Raw genomic sequence first — 20,279 nt, forward strand, 5'->3', positions numbered from 1 at the left:
GCCTATGAGATTATCATTATTTAATAACGAGGACGAACCGGAAGTTTCCATGTCCCCTTTGATCGATTGTGTGTTCTTATTGCTTATATTCTTTTTGGTATCTACCATGACGAAAGTGAAAAATAGGGATATTCCTGTTGATCTGCCAACTTCACAATCGGCCATTAAATTGAAACCGGATGATAAGCAGGCTATTGTAGGGTTGGACGCCGATGGTAACTTTTATTGGGACGGGCAACCTTGCTCAACCAATTTTATGATGGAACAATTACGGCAGACATGTGTCACCGATCCGGGAAAGCGTATTCGCATTGATATGGACAGGCATACTCCGTTCGGACGCTTTGTAGAAGTAATGGATGCTTGTCAGTTTTATAACTTAACTAATATAGGAATCAGGACGTATGACGAAAACTACAACAGGGAGTAGCCGTCTGACGGTTATCCTATCATGGGTGATAGCGCTGATTTGTTTTGCGGGAGGAGCATTCTATATTTGGATGATGCCATCTCCTGATCGAGAGGCGATGGATTTGCAAATGAAACAGCAGAAAAATCAAAAGTCCAGGAAAAGTTTGACAGAAAAGGTAAAACAGGAACAGGCGCAACGGGCATTACCGTCTAATTATGCCAGACAGTTGGTAGAGCAGTCGGAAGTTTTGGTCAAGAAGAATCTGGAAGAGCAGGTGAAGAAGTTCCAAACGATGGCTGAAACAATGAGACGGCGTAAAGACGATATGTTGACGAAAGTGGAAAAAAGAAAACTGCCATGGGGAGCACCTGCTGATGCAAATGATACGTCGAAAGCACGGGCTATTCCTCAAACTGGAAATCCGTCAGCCAATGCTTCTGTAGAAGAACTTTATGCTGTGCTGCGTGATTATGAGGCTGAAATTCAACAAAGTCATTTGGCTGTGAGTGCTGCTAAACAGTCCTTATCTAAGGGACAATCGTTCCCTGAAGTGTACAGTTCTTTGAAAGCGGGAAATTCACGTATGCCGAGTTTTGATGAATTGATAAGGATGCAGTCAAGGGATAGTGAGTGGGCAACTTCGGCTGGTAGTAATGCCAGTGGAGGATTGCAGATAAAGAGTACTGCTGATTTGAATAATTATCGTGGATTACTTGGACAAGCTACTCGTCAGGCAGGTCTAGCACAATCTCGTTTGGAAGGTCTGTTCGGAGCAGTTCGTCAGGCTGGTAATCCTGGAAACGGAATGGGACAAGGCAATGGTAGTCCGGGTAATGGAGGACCTGGAGGTAACGGTAGTGGTAAAGGAAATGGAATCGGTATGGGTATGGGAGGTAATGGAGAGGTTTCTGCTCCCGGAGGTGGAAAAGGAACGTTCAGTGCTTATTCAGGCTCGAAATTGAGTAAGGAAATGGTAAAAGCACAAGCGTTGCCCGGACGGCGCTTTTCTAAAAATGCTGAACGTAAAGGGTGGCTCTATATCAATACATGGTATATGATTGGACCGTGGGAGAGTTTTGGCCGAGAGGACTTTTCTATCGTTCATCCGCCAGAGGTTTCTATTGACTTTGATGCTGTGTATACTGATGGGCAGGTAGGTATGGGAATTGCGGAGACGGATTCTGATCCGTTAAAAGTTATCGGAGACGAGGTGCAGCTTGACGGGACGCTCCGTTGGAAGTTTATGCAGAGTGAATCAATGCATAATGTCCCTCCAGTAACGACCGGTCATTCGACTTACTATGCTTATACCGAGCTTTATTTTGATGAAGCTACTACGATGCTAGTAGCTATTGGTACGGATGACAGCGGACGCGTGTGGATTAATGGTAAGGATGTATGGCGCGATTACGGTACCAGCTGGTATAATATTGATGAACATATTGCTCCCTTTCAGTTCCGGCAGGGGTGGAATAAAGTTTTGGTACGGCTGGAAAATGGAGGTGGCGGTCCCTGTGGGTTTAGTTTCTTGATTATTCCTCAGAATAAATAGATAGATATGTGTTTAAATAGAAAGATTGTTTAAGGATTAATTATTGGTAAAAGTTATGTGAAGACTCGTTGTCTTCCATAACTTTTTTATTAAATCATTGTGGACAAATGTGGTTGTCCGATTATTGGTACTAAAATAATTGAGAGGAAAATTAAGCATAAAACACTTTCTGATCAGAATGGTCAGTTTACACTTTAAATGTCTGAAAAAGGATTGTTTCTTTCATTATCGGAAGTAACTAATATTATAAGAAATATATCATTTGTCCCCAAAGACCAAAGCTGTTTAATCGTTATTCAAAAGACTTTTCTATATATTGAATGATTTTTGTACGGTTTTGACGCATTATAGAACCTTTTTATCCTTAAAAGGATACATCTTTGTGACTTGAATAATAACCACGAAAAACTGTATAATTAATGAACTTTAGGAGATTTTCTTTTTGGGTATTAAGCTGTGTGTTCAGTATTTGCATGGCAGGATGTAAATCAGGTAAGAGTAACGGTCAGAGTGAAGTAATTGTTGATAGTGTATGGACAAAGTCAAAGGTTCTTGAGACTATTAAGAAGGTTAATAACTATTGGCAAGAGGAGAATCCGGAACCGGCATTTGCTTTTGGCATCCGGCAGCTTATCATACGGGAAATATTGCGGCTTATGAGGTGACAGGTAATATAGATTACAAAAAATATTCAGAGGCATGGGCTGAAAAGAATCAATGGAAAGGGGCTACTTCTGATGATAAATCCAAGTGGAAATATAATTATGGTGAAACGATGGAACATGTTCTTTTCGGAGATTGGCAGATTTGTTTTCAGACTTATATAGATTTATATAATATGGATCGGGAACCGGCAGAATATAAAATAGCTCGTGCGAAGGAGGTGATGGAATATGAAATGTCAACTCCTAATAATGACTATTGGTGGTGGGCAGACGGATTGTATATGGTAATGCCGGTGATGACTAAGCTCTATAAGGTTACGGGTAATCAGCAATATTTGGATAAATTGTATGAGTACTTTACGTATGCCAAGAATTTGATGTATGATAAGGAAAGTGCCCTGTTTTATCGGGATGGAAAATATATATATCCGAAACATAAGACTAATCAAGGATTAAAGGATTTTTGGTCGAGAGGTAATGGCTGGGTGTTTGCTGGTTTAGCAAAGGTACTACAAGATTTACCGGAGAATAATGTTCATCGTGCCGAATATATTGAGATTTATAAAATGATGGCTAAATCATTAGCTGCTGCACAGCAGGAAGAGGGATACTGGACTCGTAGTTTATTAGATCCGATACAGGCCCCGGGACGTGAAACTAGTGGAACCGCTTTCTTTACTTATGGATATCTTTGGGGGGTGAATAATGGATTTTTGGATAAGGTCATTTATGAACCTGTTATAAAAAAAGGTTGGGAATACCTGACTGAAATAGCTTTGCAACCTAGTGGAAAGATTGGTTATGTACAGCCGATTGGTGAAAGAGCAGACCAACATAAAAATGTAGGACCAGAAACAACTGCTGATTTTGGAGTAGGAGCTTTCTTGTTGGCAGGTTCTGAAATGGTGAAATATCTGAATGATTAGAATTTATTTTTATATTTAAATGTAATGATGAAAAGCAAAAACATCTTGGTCATTATTTTATTGTGCATGTTAAGCACGGTAATTTATGCCAAAAAAGTGAAAGTGGAAAGAGAAATCTGCGACCGTGAATATTGGGTACAGATGGCATATAAAATTGCTGCTCCGGTATTAAGTAATATGAGTAAAGGAGAGTTGAAGAAAAATATGCAGGTAGAAATCAGCCCTACTTGGGATGGAAGGAGCAAGGATGTGACGTATATGGAATGTTTCGGGCGCCTGATGTCCGGTATTGCTCCTTGGCTTTCTTTGCCGGATGATGACACGGAAGAAGGAAAAATGCGTAAGCAATTGCGTGAATGGGCTTTGAAAAGCTACGCACATGCTGTTGATCCGGATAGCCCCGATTATCTTTTATGGAGAAATGAAGGGCAGCCTCTAGTAGATGCGGCTTATATTGCCAGTAGTTTTCTTCGTGCTAAAGAGCAACTTTGGGAACCATTGGATGACGTGACAAAACAACGGTATATTAAAGAATTCCAGTTGTTGCGTCGAATTGATCCGCCTTATACTAACTGGTTGCTATTTTCTGCTATGATTGAATCTTTTTTAATGGAAGCCGATGCGCAATATGATTTATTCCGCATTCATACGGCTGTTCGGAAAGCGGAAGAATGGTATGTAGGTGATGGTTGGTATTCGGATGGAGAAACTTTTGCGTTCGATTATTATAATAGCTATGTGATTCAGCCTATGTTTGTACAAGTAATGCAGACTGTGAACGATCATAAGGTAATATTACATGATCGTAGTTTGGAGATGCAAAAAAAGACTGAAGATTTAGCTAAAAAACGTATGCAACGTTTTGGAATGATTTTGGAGCGTTTTATATCTCCTGAAGCGTCCTTCCCTGTATTTGGTCGTTCTATGACTTATCGATTGGGAGTTTTCCAACCGTTGTCAATGCTCTGCTGGAAAGAAATGTTACCTGAAGAACTCCCGGAAGGACAAGTTCGTAATGCGTTAACTTGCGTCATGAAACGTTTATTCTCTGTTAACGGGAATTTCAATGAGAAAGGATTTCTGCAATTAGGCTTTGCTGGGCATCAGACCGGACTGGCCGACTGGTATAGTAACAATGGAAGTATGTATATAACATCAGAGGTTTTTCTTCCTTTAGGACTTCCTGCTAATCATTCCTTTTGGACATCGGCTCCTCAAGATTGGACTTCTAAGAAAGCATGGAGCGGTCGTGAGTTTCCGAAAGATCATACTATACATTACTAAGGATGGATCCTTAAAATAACACTAACTAGCCTTTATTATAAACATCAATCCTGTCAATACTATTAAGAGGTATTGGCGGGATTTTTATAAAGAGTCAAATTGATACTAAAAAGCCATAATTAGGAAAAATTGAATGAATATTATCCTATTTTGACCGATTTAAAGACCTTTGTGTAAGAAGAATATTCCATCTTTGCATCAGTTTTCAATAGGTAATAGTTTTAGTTTTTTGGGGTAATTAAATGGGATTAGTTTTCAAATTCGCTATCGGTTTTAATGGAAACATTAACCGGTGGTGAATTTCTAAAGAGATTAATGTATCATGAAAACAATAGAATAGATTGAAAATGAAAAGACCTTTATTGTATTTGCTTATTTTGTTAGTGACTGTATTCAGCACTTCCTGTACTCAATCTTCAAAGGGAACATTTGAGGTGGGGGACAAGACTTTCTTGCTTAATGGAGAGCCGTTTGTCGTAAAAGCGGCAGAGATTCATTATCCTCGTATTCCAAAAGAATATTGGGAACATCGTATTAAAATGTCTAAGGCGTTGGGTATGAATACCATTTGCCTTTATGTTTTCTGGAACTTCCATGAACCGGAAGAAGGAAAATATGATTTTACCGGGCAAAAGGATATTGCAGCATTTTGTCGTCTTGCGCAGGAGAATGGTATGTACGTCATTGTGCGTCCTGGTCCTTATGTGTGTGCCGAATGGGAGATGGGCGGATTGCCTTGGTGGTTACTGAAAAAGAAAGATATTAAGCTCCGTGAACAGGATCCGTATTATATGGAACGTGTGAAATTGTTCATGAATGAAGTTGGTAAACAACTTGCTGATCTTCAGATTAGCAAAGGTGGAAATATAATTATGGTACAAGTAGAAAATGAATATGGCTCATTTGGTATTGACAAGCCTTATATTTCTGCTATCCGTGATCTTGTGAAGCAAGCGGGATTCACAGGGGTACCTTTATTCCAGTGTGACTGGAATTCTAATTTTGAGAACAATGCTTTGGATGATCTTCTTTGGACTGTCAATTTTGGTACGGGAGCCAATATAGATCAGCAGTTTGAACGTTTGAAAGAGCTTCGTCCTGATACTCCATTGATGTGTAGTGAGTTCTGGTCCGGATGGTTCGATCATTGGGGAGCGAAGCATGAAACACGCAGTGCGGAGGATTTGGTAAAAGGAATGAAAGATATGCTCGATCGTAATATTTCATTTAGTTTATATATGACTCATGGAGGTACTAGTTTCGGACATTGGGGAGGAGCAAACTTCCCGAACTTCTCTCCGACATGTACGTCTTATGATTATGATGCACCTATCAATGAATCAGGAAAAGTCACTCCCAAATATTTTGAAGTACGTAAATTGTTAAGTAATTATTTACCTGAAGGCGAATCGTTGCCGGAAATCCCGGATTCTATTCCAACGATTACTGTTCCTTCATTTAAGTTAGATGAAGTGGCGATACTGTTTGATAATCTGCCGGAGCCAAAAATCAGTGAAAATATTCAGTCAATGGAAGCGTTTGATCAGGGTTGGGGAAGTATTCTATATCGAACAACACTTCCGGCATCTAACGAAGAGCAAGTTCTGACAATTACAGAGGCTCATGACTGGGCACAGGTTTTCCTTGATGGCAAGAAATTGGCGACATTAAGTCGTTTGAAAGGGGAAGGGACTGTTATTCTTCCACCTGTGAAAGAAGGAGCCCAATTGGATATTCTGGTAGAAGCGATGGGCCGTATGAATTTCGGTAAAGGTATTTATGATTGGAAAGGTATTACTGAAAAGGTGGAAATTCAATCGGACGGTGCTGCTACTTCATTGAAGAATTGGAAAGTTTATAATATCCCGGTTGATTATGCTTTTGCAAAGAATAAGAAATTTGTGAAACAAGATAATCCGAAAAAAGACCCTGCGTATTATCGTGGAACATTTACGCTGGATAAAACCGGTGATACTTTCCTGGATATGACTGACTGGAGTAAAGGGATGGTCTGGGTGAATGGTTATGCTATTGGACGTTACTGGGAAATAGGACCACAACAAACCTTATATGTGCCGGGATGTTGGTTGAAGAAAGGTGAGAACGAAGTGATTATATTGGATATGGCTGGACCTGTACAACCGGAAACGGCAGGCTTGCAACAACCTATTCTCGATAATTTACGCGTTCATGGTGCTGCCTATGCACATCGTAAAGTAGGTGAGAACTTGGACTTGAGCGGAGAAACGCCCGTTTATAAAGGTTCTTTCAAGGCGGGTAATGGTTGGCAACATGTGAAGTTTGGAAAAGAGGTGGAAACACGTTTCTTCTGTCTGGAAGCATTGAATGCACATGATGGGAAAGATTTTGCAGCCATTGCGGAATTGGAGTTACTGGGAGCTGATGGCAAGCCCTTGTCACGCCAACATTGGAAAGTTGTTTATGCAGATAGTGAGGAAACGGAAGAAGCGAATAATATTGCAACGAATGTGTTCGACTTGCAGGAATCTACCTTTTGGCACACAAGCTATTCTTCGGCTGCCAAACATAAATTCCCGCATCAGATTGTGATTAATCTCGGTGAAGATAAGGTAGTAACCGGATTTTCATATTTGCCGAGAGCAGAAGCCGGTAAGACAGGCATGATAAAAGATTATCGGGTATATCTGAAAATGACACCCTTTAAAATCTAAAGGGAATAATAAGATAATTGTATGTCTATGATGTACACTGAAGACATTTAAGTCATAAGGTTAATTATTAAGTTTGTTCATTAAGTTATAGAGAAGTAAAAGAATAACTTTCACGTGAGTGACGGTTTTTCTTTTACTTCTCTTTTTTGCTTGACTGATATTGTCTGGGTAATTAGAAATAATATCCTAAATTCACAAAGCAACTTCCTTTATCTGTCTGATTAGAATATCCTAATGATATTTCCAATGGTCCGAAGATGCTATCCATACCATAACCTGCGCTAACACCGAACAATTGCTTCCCTTTCAATATATCGAAGAAATTACTATCCGTTAGCCCGTAGTTACCTGTCAATGTGAGATAATGAATGGCTCCCATCCGTTGTCTGAATTTAATAGAGGCGATCATAATGGTGTTATCCATTAATTCCAGATTGGTAACCCCGGCAAAAGGTAATTGCTGTGGAATATAGAAACCGGGGACATCACCGCCAATAGCATTTTGTAATGGATAAGGAAAATCCCTTCCGATCAGGATACGTCCATAAATGGAAGGAATGACAGAGAAGCGGCGGGTCACTGGAATGACACTTGCCCACGAAGCATTCAGTGCTGAAAATGGAGCATGTTCGTTGTATTGTGCCATATTATCCGTATAGAGCGAATAGGCAGCTCTGAAGTCACTTCCTTTAGAAGGGAAACGTCCTTTATCATAGGTATTATATTGTACTTGGGCAAAATAACTTAGAAAATGTTCCGATTCTACTTTCAGGTCGGAGATTTCAGGTTTCTTAAACAGGAAATCCTTGTATTTGTAATATTCAAAACGAAGACCGAGTCCGAAACGGAAATTCTTGTACCATACATCAGAGAAACCGAATTCGGCCAGATGATATTTGTAAGTTGTATTATAGGCACGGTCACCTTCTTCGTAAATATTGATATCGTTGTATTGGAACATATACGAGAAGTTGAAATTACGTTGTTGCATGGGTTCCAACGTGTAGTCTATGCGGGCGGCATATCGTTTACCCAACCGACCGGTAAGAGCCAACCGGGAAGGAATATGAGTTTTGAGGTCTGCCGTTGCATTGACCAACAACGATGCGATCTCTTCCGAGTCGAAACGGATGCCCAAATTGATTCTTCTTTCATATTTTTCTTGCAACAGGAAGTTGAGATGATAGCCTTCAGGTGTCTCTTTCAATGTATAACTGGCACTTGAGTAGGATTGGCTACCGCGTAACTGATACAAGGCCTGTTCTATTTGTAGAGTGGAGATATTACTGTTTTCTTTCAAATTGCATTTCTTCATCAGCCATTTTTTGTCATCCACTTCTACACCCGAAAATGAAATGTCGGTCACATAAACAGTACGCGCATTGGATAGGGAAGAATAAGGGCCGTGTTGTTTGGGAGTATAATTCTCGGCTATTCCTATTTTCTTTTTTAAGGCAAGCAACGAATCCCATTGGTCTCTTGCCGCTTCTTCACCTCTTCGCATCAAGCTATCAATAGCAGTCGGAGTAAAACTGGCGGATGAATATCCCTCTACATTGACACGGATATAAGTATCTGTGAGGTCTACATTCTTTTCATGATTAGATTGACAGGTAATGTCTACAATCTGTCCCAGAATGTCGGGGACGCTATTGAGCTTGTCGGCCTTTTTGAGAGCGTTTTGCACGTCTACTCCGATAATAATATCAGCCCCCATTGCTTTTACTACATCCGCCGGATAGTTGTTTACAATACCACCGTCCACTAACACCATGCTGTCTTGCCGTACCGGAGTAAATACACCGGGGATGGCCATACTGGCGCGCATGGCAGTAGAAAGTATTCCGTCATGGAATACGATTTGCTCTCCGTTGACAACATTGGCAGCCACACAGGCAAAAGGAATGGGAAGTTTATTAAAATTGATAGAATCATGATATCCCACGGTAAGGTCTGAAAACAGATTGGCCAGATTCTCTCCTTTCATGATTCCTCCGGTAGCGGCATCTTTGGGAGTTTTGGTGAAAGGGATAGAGACTGTATATTTTTCAGATCGCTCACGATCTGTTAATGACATGGCGCTTCTTTTGATACGGTCACTCAACAGGAACGTCCAATCTTGCTTCCGTACCATACTGTCCAATTGTTCCGGAGTATAGCCGATGGCATAAAGACCACCTACGATAGCTCCCATACTGGTACCGGCTATATAGTCGATAGGAATGCCGGCTTCTTCGATCACTTGCAGTGCTTTGATGTGTGCCATTCCTTTGGCACCCCCGCCGCTCAGTACGACACCTACCTTTTTTCTTTGCTCCTGAGAATGCAAAGAAAAAGGCAATAATAAGCCAATTGATAAAACTAATGTTGAAAAGATTTGTTTTTTCATTAGGACATGGTCTAGTGTTGATGTTTAATATAATACAAATGTAGAGCATAATTTGTTTAGTTGTTGAAATGGGAATTAAAAAAAATGTTCCAAAAGTCGGAAATGTGGATAATTTCTACACAATACAGCGGATTTCCACACTTTTGCAAAAAGAAGAAGAATTTGTAATGCTTTGATTGTAAGTTAATAATGTCTGCGACGCATTTTTGGTATGTGAATTGCATATAGGAGTAAAGAACAAACATAAGTTAAATTAAATAATAAGATTCGATATGAGATTATTCTTTTCGAAACATGAGTTGAAACTGAGGAGAAAGAGAACCATTGCTGCTATAATTTGTGCGGTAGTTGTGTTGGGTGTATATTGGATACTGACCCGACCTCAGAAGGCTGCACCGGAAATGCCGACAGTCATTGTGGAACCGGTAGTGAAAGATGATGTAGAGATATACGGGGAATATGTAGGGCGTATTCGCGCCCAGCAGTTCGTCGAAGTCCGTGCCCGGGTGGAAGGCTATCTGGAAAATATGCTTTTTGCCGAGGGGACATATGTCAATAAGAATCAGGTTTTGTTTGTCATTAATCAGGACCAGTATCGTGCCAAAGCTGATAAGGCCAGGGCGCAGTTGAAAAAAGACGAAGCGCAGGCTTTGAAGGCGGAGCGTGATTTAAAACGTATCCGTCCGTTGTTTGAGCAGAATGCTGCAAGCCAGTTGGATTTGGATAATGCGGAAGCTGCTTATGAAAGTGCCGAGGCAACGGTAGCCATGAGTGAGGCGGATCTGGCACAGGCTGAACTGGAGTTGGGCTACACCATTGTCCGTTCGCCTTTGTCGGGACACATTAGTGAAAGAAATGTGGATTTGGGTACGTTAGTGGGACCCGGGGGAAAATCGTTGCTTGCTACTATTGTGAAGAGTGATACGGTGTTGGTTGATTTTAGTATGACAGCACTCGATTATCTGAAGAGTAAAGAAAGAAATATTAATTTGGGACAACAGGACTCTACCCGTTCCTGGCAGCCCAATATTACCATTACATTGGCGGATAACACGGTTTATCCATTCAAAGGATACGTGGATTTTGCCGAACCGCAGGTGGACCCTCAAACCGGTACTTTCTCCGTACGTGCAGAAATGCCTAATCCGAAACAGGTATTATTGCCGGGGCAGTTTACAAAGGTGAAATTGTTGCTGGATGTTCGTGAAGGAGCACTCGTTGTTCCGATGAAAGCCGTTACCATCGAAAAGGGAGGAGCTTATATTTATACCATGCGTAAAGATAATGCGGTAGAAAAGCGTTTTATCGAATTAGGACCGGAAGTCGGGAATAATGTGGTGGTAGAAAGAGGATTGGCAGAAGGAGAAATGGTTGTTGTGGAAGGATTCCATAAGTTGACTCCAGGTATGAAAGTGCGGGTGAGCCAATCGGATGCAGAGGCCCGGGATAGTATAACTGCGACAAAAAGTGAAGTGGCCGGGGCGAAAGAAAATGTTACCGGAATGAAGGATAACGCGAAAGGAGAATAAACGATGAAAGTTACTTTTTTTATAGATAGGCCGGTCTTTTCGGCTGTAATCTCCATCGTGATTGTGATTGTCGGCATTATCGGTCTGACGATGCTTCCGGTGGATCAATACCCACAGATTACCCCTCCGGTGGTGAAGATTAGTGCTTCCTATCCGGGTGCGAGTGCACTTACTGTATCACAGGCAGTGGCTACTCCGATTGAACAGGAAATCAATGGTACTCCGGGGATGCTTTATATGGAATCAAATAGTTCTAACTCCGGAGGCTTTTCGGCAACAGTTACTTTTGATGTATCTGCTGATCCGGATTTGGCAGCTGTTGAGATTCAGAACCGTGTGAAACTGGCAGAGTCCCGTTTGCCGGCGGAAGTGATTCAGAATGGTATTTCGGTAGAGAAACAGGCTCCCAGTCAGTTGATGACGCTTTGTCTGACTTCTACTGACCCAAAGTTCGATGAGATTTACTTGAGTAACTTTGCTACTATCAATGTGCTCGATGTGATTCGCCGTATTCCCGGAGTGGGGCGTGTATCCAATATCGGTAGCCGTTATTATGCCATGCAGATATGGGCGCAGCCGGATAAGCTGGCAAACTTCGGACTGACCGTACAGGATTTGCAGAATGCATTGAAAGATCAGAATCGTGAATCGGCAGCGGGGGTGCTGGGACAACAGCCTGTACAGGGATTGGATATCACGATTCCTATCACGACACAGGGACGTCTTTCCACTGTAGGACAATTTGAAGATATCGTAGTGCGTGCTAATGCGAATGGTTCTATCATTCGATTGAAAGATGTGGCACGTGTATCGCTGGAAGCTTCTTCCTACAATACAGAGAGTGGTATTAACGGTGAGAATGCTGCCGTGCTTGGTATTTATATGTTACCGGGTGCCAATGCGATGGAAGTGGCCGAGAGAGTAAAAGAGGCGATGGATGAGATTAGCAAGAACTTCCCGGAGGGATTGAGCTATGAGATTCCGTTCGATATGACGACCTATATTTCCGAATCTATTCATGAAGTATATAAGACGTTGTTTGAAGCGTTGGTTTTGGTGGTTCTGGTGGTTTATCTATCCTTGCAGAGCTGGCGTGCAACGTTGATTCCGGTAGTGGCGGTACCTATTTCATTGATCGGTACTTTCGGATTCATGCTGATTTTCGGTTTCTCACTGAATATCCTGACATTGCTCGGATTGATCCTTGCCATCGGTATTGTGGTGGATGATGCGATTGTGGTGGTGGAAGGTGTAGAACATATCATGGAAACGGAGCACCTAAGCCCTTATGAAGCTACGAAAAAAGCGATGAACGGACTTTCCAGTGCTTTGATTGCCACTTCACTGGTATTGGCGGCTGTGTTCGTCCCGGTTAGCTTTTTAAGTGGGATTACAGGACAGTTGTATCGCCAGTTTACGGTGACAATTGTAGTGTCCGTGCTTATTTCTACAGTAGTGGCTCTGACATTGAGTCCGGTGATGTGTTCGCTGATTCTGAAGCCGGATAGCGGAAAGAAAAAGAATATCGTTTTCCGGAAGATTAATGAATGGCTGGGTATCGGTAGTAATAAGTATGTGGCTGCCGTAACTCGTACAATCAAGCATCCTCGTCGAGTTTTGAGTGCTTTTGGTATGGTGTTGATTGCTATCATGTTGATTCATCGTATTATTCCGACCAGTTTCTTACCTGTAGAAGATCAGGGATATTTCAAGATTGAATTAGAACTACCGGAAGGAGCTACTCTGGAACGTACCCGTATCGTGACAGAGCGTGCCATTGCTTATCTGGAAAAGAACCCGTACATTGAGTATATACAGAATGTAACGGGAAGTAGTCCGCGTGTCGGAAGTAACCAGGGACGTGCTGAACTGACGGTGATCCTGAAACCTTGGGAAGATCGGAAGAGTACTACTATTGAGAAAATCATGCATACGGTGGAAAAACATCTTCAGGAATATCCGGAATGTAAAGTCTATCTGTCCACCCCTCCGGTGATTCCGGGACTGGGTAGTTCGGGAGGTTTTGAGATGCAGCTGGAAGCCCGCGGAGAAGCCACTTTTGATAATTTGGTAGACGCAGCAGATACATTAATGTACTATGCATCCAAACGTAAAGAGCTGGCCGGCTTATCATCTTCTTTGCAGTCGGAAATCCCACAACTCTATTTTGATGTGGATCGAGACAAAGTGAAGATGCTGGGTGTGCCTTTGGCTGATGTGTTTTCTACCATGAAGGCTTATACCGGTTCGGTGTATGTGAACGACTTTAATATGTTCAACCGTATATATAAGGTTTATATTCAGGCGGAAGCTCCTTACCGGGAACATAAAGACAATATTAATTTATTTTTCGTAAAAGCCTCCAATGGAGCGATGGTACCGTTGACTTCTCTGGGAAATGCATCATATACCACAGGACCGGGAAGTATCAAACGTTTCAATATGTTTACTACGGCCGTTATTCGTGGAGCAGCTGCGCAAGGATATAGTTCCGGACAGGCGATGGAGATCATGGAACAGATTGCCAAAGATCATCTCCCCGATAATATCGGTCTGGAATGGAGCGGTCTTTCCTATCAGGAGAAGCAGGCGGGAGGTCAGACAGGTATGGTGATGGCACTGGTATTCTTGTTCGTTTTCCTTTTCCTTGCCGCACAATACGAAAGTTGGACAGTGCCTATTGCCGTATTGCTTTCTTTACCTGTGGCTGCTTTGGGAGCCTATTTGGGAGTCTGGGTTTGCGGATTGGAAAACGATGTTTATTTCCAGATTGGCTTGGTTATGTTGGTCGGACTTGCCGCTAAGAATGCAATTTTGATTGTAGAGTTCGCAAAGGTGCAGGTAGATAAAGGTGAAGACTTGGTGCAGTCGGCCATATACGCAGCCAAATTGCGTTTCCGTCCGATTCTGATGACCTCTCTTGCCTTTGTGCTCGGTATGCTTCCGATGGTACTGGCAAGTGGTCCGGGTTCGGCAAGCCGGCAGGCAATCGGTACAGGTGTATTTTTCGGAATGATATTTGCTATCGTATTTGGTATCATTCTTGTGCCGTTCTTCTTTGTGATGGTGTATAAAACAAAGTCGAAAATCTTAAAACATAAGAAATAATGAAACGAAAGAAACTATATATTGCTATCCTGTTACTTGCCGGAGTACTGACTTCCTGCAAGGTAGGGAAAAGCTATGTCCGTCCTGATCTTCATTTACCCGACAGCTTGGAAAGATCACAGGATTCGGTCAGCTTCGGTGCTCAGGACTGGAGGGATATTTATACGGATGCTACATTGAGAAGTCTGATAGAGCGTGCATTGGATCATAATAAAGATATGCTGATTGCTGCTGCCCGTGTGAAAGAAATGGCTGCACAGAAACGAATTTCTACGGCGGCATTGCTTCCGGACATTAAAGGAAAAGTGACAGGGGAACGTGAACTTGAGAATCATGGAGGAGACGCTTTCAAGAGATCAGATACCTTTGAAGCACAATTTCTTGTTTCATGGGAACTCGATCTTTGGGGAAATCTACGTTGGGCACGTTCGGCCAGCATTGCCGAGTATCTGCAATCTATTGAGGCGCAACGTGCATTGCAGATGACGATTGTGGCTGAAGTGGCGCAGGCTTACTATGAACTGGTAGCTTTGGATACAGAGCTTGATATTGTCAAACAGACGTTGAAAGCCCGTGAAGAAGGGGTACGTCTGGCACGTATCCGGTTTGCCGGTGGATTGACTTCCGAGACTTCCTATCGACAGGCACAAGTGGAGTTGGCACGTACGGCCACTCTGGTTCCTGACTTGGAACGTAAAATCTCCCTGAAAGAGAACGATATTGCTTATCTTGCGGGTGAATATCCTAATAAGATAGCCCGTTCCCGTTTGCTTCAGGAGTTTAACTCTCCGGAAACACTTCCTGTAGGGTTGCCGTCTACTTTGTTGGAACGTCGTCCCGACATTCGTCAGGCAGAGCAGAAATTGATTGCTGCCAATGCAAAAGTAGGAGTGGCCTATACGAATATGTTCCCGCGTCTTGCCTTGACAGGCGGTTTCGGTAGTGAAAGTACTTCTTTGTCGGAACTCCTGAAATCTCCCTACGCAATTATGGAAGGAGCTTTATTGACTCCTATCTTTGGCTGGGGAAAGAACCGTGCGGCATTGAAAGCAAAGAAGGCCGCTTATGAGGCTGAAGTACATAGTTATGAGAAATCCGTACTGGAAGCTTTCAAAGAAACACGTAACGCGATTGTCAACTTCAACAAGATCAAGGAAGTATACGAACTTCGTGCCAATCTGGAACGTTCGGCCAAGAGCTACATGGACCTGGCACAATTGCAGTACATCAATGGGGTCATCAACTATCTGGATGTATTGGATGCCCAACGTGGATACTTTGATGCCCAAATCGGATTGAGTAATGCCATTCGTGACGAGTTGATTGCGGTGGTTCAACTTTATAAGGCTCTTGGCGGAGGCTGGGAGCAGAATCCCTAGAATTATATTATAAATTAGCTCACTGAAGAAAACGTAAAGGCTATCTCCCACGTCGGGAGATAGCCTTAAATTTTTCTTTCTTCTTCTTTTTGTCTTAAAAACAACAGAAGAAGAATTTTCATAATTCGGAAAAAAGTGCGAAATTTGCAACGCTTTTCAAGTTTGACAAGAAACTTACTAACACCTTTAAATAAAAAATTAAAGAAAATGACTAAAAGTGCATTGCAAATCGCAAGGGCTGCTTACCAGCCCAAACTTCCGAAAGCATTGGCATCAGGAGCTGTTAAGGCTGTAGCAGGTGCTGCTACTCAATCTGTAGCCGATCAGGAAGCTATCAAAGCATTATTCCCGAACACGTATGGAATGCCGTTGATTACATTCGAAGCCGGTGAAGCTGTTGCTCTTCCTGCTATGAACGTAGGTGTAATTCTTTCCGGTGGTCAGGCTCCGGGCGGACACAATGTAATCTCCGGTTTGTTCGACGGTATCAAGAAATTGAATCCGGAAAACAAATTATATGGTTTTATTTTGGGTCCTGGTGGTCTGGTAGATCACAACTATATGGAACTGACTGCTGATATCATTGACGAATACCGTAATACGGGTGGTTTCGATATTATCGGTTCCGGACGTACGAAGCTGGAAGCTGAAAGCCAGTTCGAAAAGGGTTATGAAATCATCAAAGAATTGGGTATCAAGGCACTGGTTATCATTGGTGGTGACGACTCTAACACAAATGCTTGTGTATTGGCTGAATACTATGCTGCTAAGAAGTATGGTGTACAGGTAATCGGTTGCCCGAAAACAATCGACGGTGACTTGAAGAACGATATGATTGAAACTTCTTTCGGTTTCGATACAGCTTGTAAGACTTATGCTGAAGTAATCGGTAACATCCAACGTGACTGTAACTCTGCACGTAAATACTGGCACTTCATCAAATTGATGGGTCGTTCGGCTTCTCACATTGCACTGGAATGTGCTTTGCAGGTACAGCCTAACGTATGTATCGTTTCAGAAGAAGTGGAAGCAAAAGATATGTCTTTGGATGATGTAGTGACTTACATCGCTAAAGTGGTAGCAGACCGTGCAGCACAAGGACATAACTTCGGTACAGTATTGATTCCGGAAGGACTGGTTGAGTTCATTCCTGCCATGAAACGTCTGATTGCTGAATTGAATGACTTCCTGGCTGCCAATGCTGAAGAATTCGGTCAGATTAAGAAATCTCACCAACGTGATTATATCATCCGCAAACTTTCTCCGGAAAACTCTGCTATCTATGCAAGTCTGCCGGAAGGTGTTGCCCGTCAGTTGACTTTGGATCGTGACCCGCATGGAAACGTTCAGGTATCATTGATCGAAACTGAAAAACTGTTGTCTGAAATGGTAGCTACTAAGTTGGCTGCATGGAAAGAAGAAGGCAAGTATGTTGGTAAATTTGCTGCTCAACACCACTTCTTCGGTTATGAAGGACGTTGTGCTGCTCCGTCAAACTTTGACGCTGACTATTGCTACTCTTTGGGTTACACAGCTTCTATGTTGATTGCTAACGGTAAGACTGGTTATATGTCTTCTGTACGTAACACAACAGCTCCTGCTGCTGAATGGATTGCTGGTGGTGTGCCTATTACCATGATGATGAACATGGAACGTCGTCACGGTGAAATGAAGCCGGTTATCCAGAAAGCATTGGTAAAACTGGATGGTGCTCCTTTCAAAGCATTTGCTTCACAACGCGAACGTTGGGCTATCGAAACGGATTATGTATATCCGGGTCCGATCCAATACTTCGGTCCTACAGAAGTTTGCGACCAGGCAACTAAGACTTTGCAACTGGAACAAGCTAAATAAATACACTTCAGAGCAGTTGTTAATGTTACAGTTGCAATAACAGCTGCAATGAAGGGTTCTTTCAGGCACGGATTACGCGGATTAACACGGTTTTTTAGTTATTTCTTAATAAACCGTGTATTCCGTGTAATCCGTGCCTATCTCTAAAAATATTGATCGTTTAAAGTAAATGCCGCAACGCAACAACCCGATGTCTGCCGTACAGAAGAAAAGAACTGTTTCCACCACTAAAAGAAAGGGAACGGCCTCTTCTTCCAAAACTTCCCGTACCTCAAAAAAGGAACAGGTGAAGCATCGAACTGTGATGCCTACCTGGCTCCGTAATATGCTGGCAGTGATGATTGTCGGTTGTTTCTCCGCAGCTTTCTATTATTTCTTTATCCGTCCTTATGCTTATCGATGGAAACCTTGCCATGGCTTAAAGGAATACGGTGTCTGCATCCCTGACGGATATGATATTCATGGTATTGACATTTCTCACTATCAGGGAAAGATTGATTGGAAGAAGCTGTTGCAGAATAAAGAGACGGCTACTCCTTTGCATTTTGTCTTTATGAAGGCAACAGAAGGAGGAGATCATAACGATACTACATTTGAGGCAAACTTTGCCAATGCCCGTAATCATGGATTTATCCGTGGCGCTTATCATTTTTATATTCCGAGCACGGATGCTTTGAAACAGGCGGACTTCTTTATTCGCACGGTAAAACTGGATTCCGGCGACCTGCCTCCGGTTCTCGATGTGGAAGTGACCGGACGAAAAGAGAAAAAGGAATTACAGCAAGGCATCAAACGCTGGCTGGACCGGGTGGAATCTCATTATGGGGTGAAGCCTATTCTTTATACCTCTTATAAATTTAAAACCCGTTATCTGGACGACTCTATCTTCAATGCATACCCTTATTGGATTGCCCATTATTATGTGGACTCTGTAAGGTATCAGGGAAAATGGCACTTTTGGCAACATACGGATGTGGGAAGTGTTCCCGGTATTAAAGAAGACGTAGATTTGAATGTATTCAATGGCTCGTTAGAGGAACTTAAAAAGCTGACAATTAAGTAACGGGTATTTCTTTTCCCTACAACTTATCTCTTCTCATATTTGTTATAATCGTATTATTACTTAAAAGATACGATTATGAACTTTGATATAGCTATTATTGGTGGTGGTCCGGCCGGGTACACAGCTGCCGAACGGGCAGGGGCCAACGGATTAAAGGCCGTTCTTTTTGAGAAAAAGGCAATGGGTGGAGTATGTCTCAATGAGGGGTGTATTCCTACTAAAACTTTGTTATATTCTGCTAAAATACTGGATAGCATCAAGAATGCTTCCAAATATGGCGTTTCTGCCGAATCTCCTTCGTTCGATTTATCCAAGATTATGAGCCGTAAAGATAAAACAGTAAAAATGTTGACGGGCGGTGTGAAGATGACTGTGAGTTCTTACGGAGTGACTATTGTAGAAAAGGAAGCTCTGATAGAAGGAGAAAAAGATGGGAAAATACAAATCATTTGTGATGGAGAAACCTATTCCGTGAAATATTTGCTGGTATGTACCGGCTCTGATACAGTGATTCCTCCTATACCGGGACTGTCAGAAATCAGTTATTGGACTTCCAAGGAGGCATTGGAAATAAAGGAACTTCCAAAGACGCTGGTCATTATTGGCGGCGGGGTGATTGGGATGGAGTTTGCTTCTTTTTTCAACAGTATGGGTGTGAAAGTGCATGTGGTAGAAATGATGCCGGAGATTCTGGGAGCGATGGATAAGGAAACCAGCGGTATGCTTCGTGCCGAATATGCCAAACGGGGAGTCACTTTCTATTTGAATACGAAAGTGGTGGAAGTAAATCCTCATGGAGTTGTGATAGAAAAAGAAGGCAAGACGTCTACTATTGAAGCGGAGAAGATCTTGCTTAGTGTAGGACGTAAGGCAAATCTATCCAAGGTAGGACTGGACAAGCTGAATATAGAACTGCATCGGAATGGAGTGAAAGTAGACGAACATCTGTTGACTTCGCATCCTCGTGTATATGCGTGTGGTGATATTACAGGCTATTCTTTATTGGCGCATACCGCTATCCGTGAAGCGGAAGTCGCTATCAATCATATTTTAGGAGTGGAAGACCGGATGAATTACGATTGTGTTCCGGGAGTCGTTTATACCAACCCTGAAGTGGCGGGAGTGGGAAAGACAGAAGAAGAACTGGTAAAATCAGGAGTTCCTTACCGTGTTTCAAAATTACCGATGGCTTATTCCGGACGGTTCGTTGCGGAGAATGAACAGGGAAACGGACTCTGTAAGCTGATCCAGGATGAAGACGGGAGGATTATCGGTTGTCACATGTTGGGAAATCCGGCATCAGAACTTATTGTGATAGCAGGTATTGCTATTCAGAGAGGGTACACGGTGGAGGAATTCCAGAAGACTGTGTTTCCGCATCCTACGGTCGGAGAGATTTATCACGAAATAATGTTTTAACTCTTA

At 42.4% G+C, this 20,279-nt stretch carries 11 protein-coding genes and 1 pseudogene; 11 read left to right on the top strand and 1 reads right to left on the bottom strand.

Annotation, left to right across the window (positions count from 1 at the left end):
* The first annotated feature begins 4 nt into the window (after positions 1-4).
* From NXX38_RS16025 to NXX38_RS16045, 5 genes and pseudogenes are all read left to right on the top strand, one after another.
* Positions 5-430 (top strand): biopolymer transporter ExbD, encoded by a 426-nt coding sequence (locus tag NXX38_RS16025; RefSeq protein ID WP_122137741.1) that lies wholly within the window; start codon positions 5-7, stop codon positions 428-430.
* Positions 405-1,964, top strand: a complete 1,560-nt coding sequence (locus NXX38_RS16030; protein WP_258980170.1) for an OmpH family outer membrane protein — start codon at positions 405-407, stop codon at positions 1,962-1,964. Before NXX38_RS16025 ends, NXX38_RS16030 begins: the two co-directional genes overlap by 26 nt.
* A 419-nt stretch (positions 1,965-2,383) precedes the next feature.
* Positions 2,384-3,555: pseudogene (locus NXX38_RS16035) on the top strand (glycoside hydrolase family 88 protein).
* A 24-nt stretch (positions 3,556-3,579) separates the two neighbouring features.
* Positions 3,580-4,839, top strand: coding sequence for a DUF2264 domain-containing protein (locus tag NXX38_RS16040; RefSeq protein ID WP_258980171.1), 1,260 nt, complete (start codon positions 3,580-3,582; stop codon positions 4,837-4,839).
* A 347-nt stretch (positions 4,840-5,186) separates the two neighbouring features.
* On the top strand, positions 5,187-7,532 hold the full coding sequence (locus NXX38_RS16045; RefSeq protein ID WP_258980172.1) for a beta-galactosidase: 2,346 nt from the start codon (positions 5,187-5,189) through the stop codon (positions 7,530-7,532).
* Between the two features lie 172 nt (positions 7,533-7,704).
* Here NXX38_RS16045 and NXX38_RS16050 read toward each other — a convergent pair whose 3' ends face one another.
* Positions 7,705-9,921: a patatin-like phospholipase family protein gene (locus NXX38_RS16050; protein WP_258980174.1), complete on the bottom strand. Its 2,217-nt coding sequence runs from the start codon at positions 9,919-9,921 to the stop codon at positions 7,705-7,707.
* Positions 9,922-10,193: 272 nt separating this feature from the next.
* On the opposite strand from NXX38_RS16050, the gene NXX38_RS16055 reads away from it, so the two are divergent.
* The 6 genes from NXX38_RS16055 (at position 10,194) to lpdA (ending at position 20,273) form a co-directional block, all read left to right on the top strand.
* Positions 10,194-11,450, top strand: coding sequence for an efflux RND transporter periplasmic adaptor subunit (locus tag NXX38_RS16055; protein WP_258980176.1), 1,257 nt, complete (start codon positions 10,194-10,196; stop codon positions 11,448-11,450).
* 3 nt (positions 11,451-11,453) lie between these two features.
* Positions 11,454-14,558 (top strand): efflux RND transporter permease subunit, encoded by a 3,105-nt coding sequence (locus tag NXX38_RS16060; protein WP_148366185.1) that lies wholly within the window; start codon positions 11,454-11,456, stop codon positions 14,556-14,558.
* Entirely contained in the window at positions 14,558-15,937 is a 1,380-nt protein-coding gene (locus NXX38_RS16065; RefSeq protein ID WP_074556441.1) for an efflux transporter outer membrane subunit, read from the top strand. Before NXX38_RS16060 ends, NXX38_RS16065 begins: the two co-directional genes overlap by 1 nt.
* Before the next feature lie 207 nt (positions 15,938-16,144).
* Positions 16,145-17,791, top strand: coding sequence for a diphosphate--fructose-6-phosphate 1-phosphotransferase (locus tag NXX38_RS16070; RefSeq protein WP_074556442.1), 1,647 nt, complete (start codon positions 16,145-16,147; stop codon positions 17,789-17,791).
* 169 nt (positions 17,792-17,960) lie between these two features.
* Entirely contained in the window at positions 17,961-18,854 is an 894-nt protein-coding gene (locus NXX38_RS16075) for a glycoside hydrolase family 25 protein (protein ID WP_195649065.1), read from the top strand.
* 75 nt (positions 18,855-18,929) lie between these two features.
* Positions 18,930-20,273 carry a dihydrolipoyl dehydrogenase gene (gene lpdA, locus NXX38_RS16080; protein WP_234131987.1) on the top strand — a complete coding sequence of 448 codons (1,344 nt, stop codon included), beginning with the start codon at positions 18,930-18,932 and terminating at the stop codon, positions 20,271-20,273.
* Positions 20,274-20,279: the final 6 nt, after the last annotated feature.

It is taken from the genome of Bacteroides sp. BFG-637 (genome assembly GCF_024793605.1).
Classification (GTDB): Bacteria; Bacteroidota; Bacteroidia; order Bacteroidales; family Bacteroidaceae; genus Bacteroides; species Bacteroides vicugnae.

Excerpts from the sequence above, each read along its gene's own strand:
- NXX38_RS16070 (WP_074556442.1), top strand. The coding sequence starts at position 16,145 with ATGACTAAAAGTGCATTGCAAATCGCAAGGGCTGCTTACCAGCCCAAA.
- NXX38_RS16075 (WP_195649065.1), top strand. The coding sequence starts at position 17,961 with ATGCCGCAACGCAACAACCCGATGTCTGCCGTACAGAAGAAAAGAACT.
- NXX38_RS16060 (WP_148366185.1), top strand. The coding sequence starts at position 11,454 with ATGAAAGTTACTTTTTTTATAGATAGGCCGGTCTTTTCGGCTGTAATC.
- lpdA (WP_234131987.1), top strand. The coding sequence starts at position 18,930 with ATGAACTTTGATATAGCTATTATTGGTGGTGGTCCGGCCGGGTACACA.
- NXX38_RS16025 (WP_122137741.1), top strand. The coding sequence starts at position 5 with ATGAGATTATCATTATTTAATAACGAGGACGAACCGGAAGTTTCCATG.
- NXX38_RS16040 (WP_258980171.1), top strand. The coding sequence starts at position 3,580 with ATGATGAAAAGCAAAAACATCTTGGTCATTATTTTATTGTGCATGTTA.
- NXX38_RS16050 (WP_258980174.1), bottom strand. The coding sequence starts at position 9,921 with ATGAAAAAACAAATCTTTTCAACATTAGTTTTATCAATTGGCTTATTA.
- NXX38_RS16030 (WP_258980170.1), top strand. The coding sequence starts at position 405 with ATGACGAAAACTACAACAGGGAGTAGCCGTCTGACGGTTATCCTATCA.
- NXX38_RS16065 (WP_074556441.1), top strand. The coding sequence starts at position 14,558 with ATGAAACGAAAGAAACTATATATTGCTATCCTGTTACTTGCCGGAGTA.
- NXX38_RS16045 (WP_258980172.1), top strand. The coding sequence starts at position 5,187 with ATGAAAAGACCTTTATTGTATTTGCTTATTTTGTTAGTGACTGTATTC.
- NXX38_RS16055 (WP_258980176.1), top strand. The coding sequence starts at position 10,194 with ATGAGATTATTCTTTTCGAAACATGAGTTGAAACTGAGGAGAAAGAGA.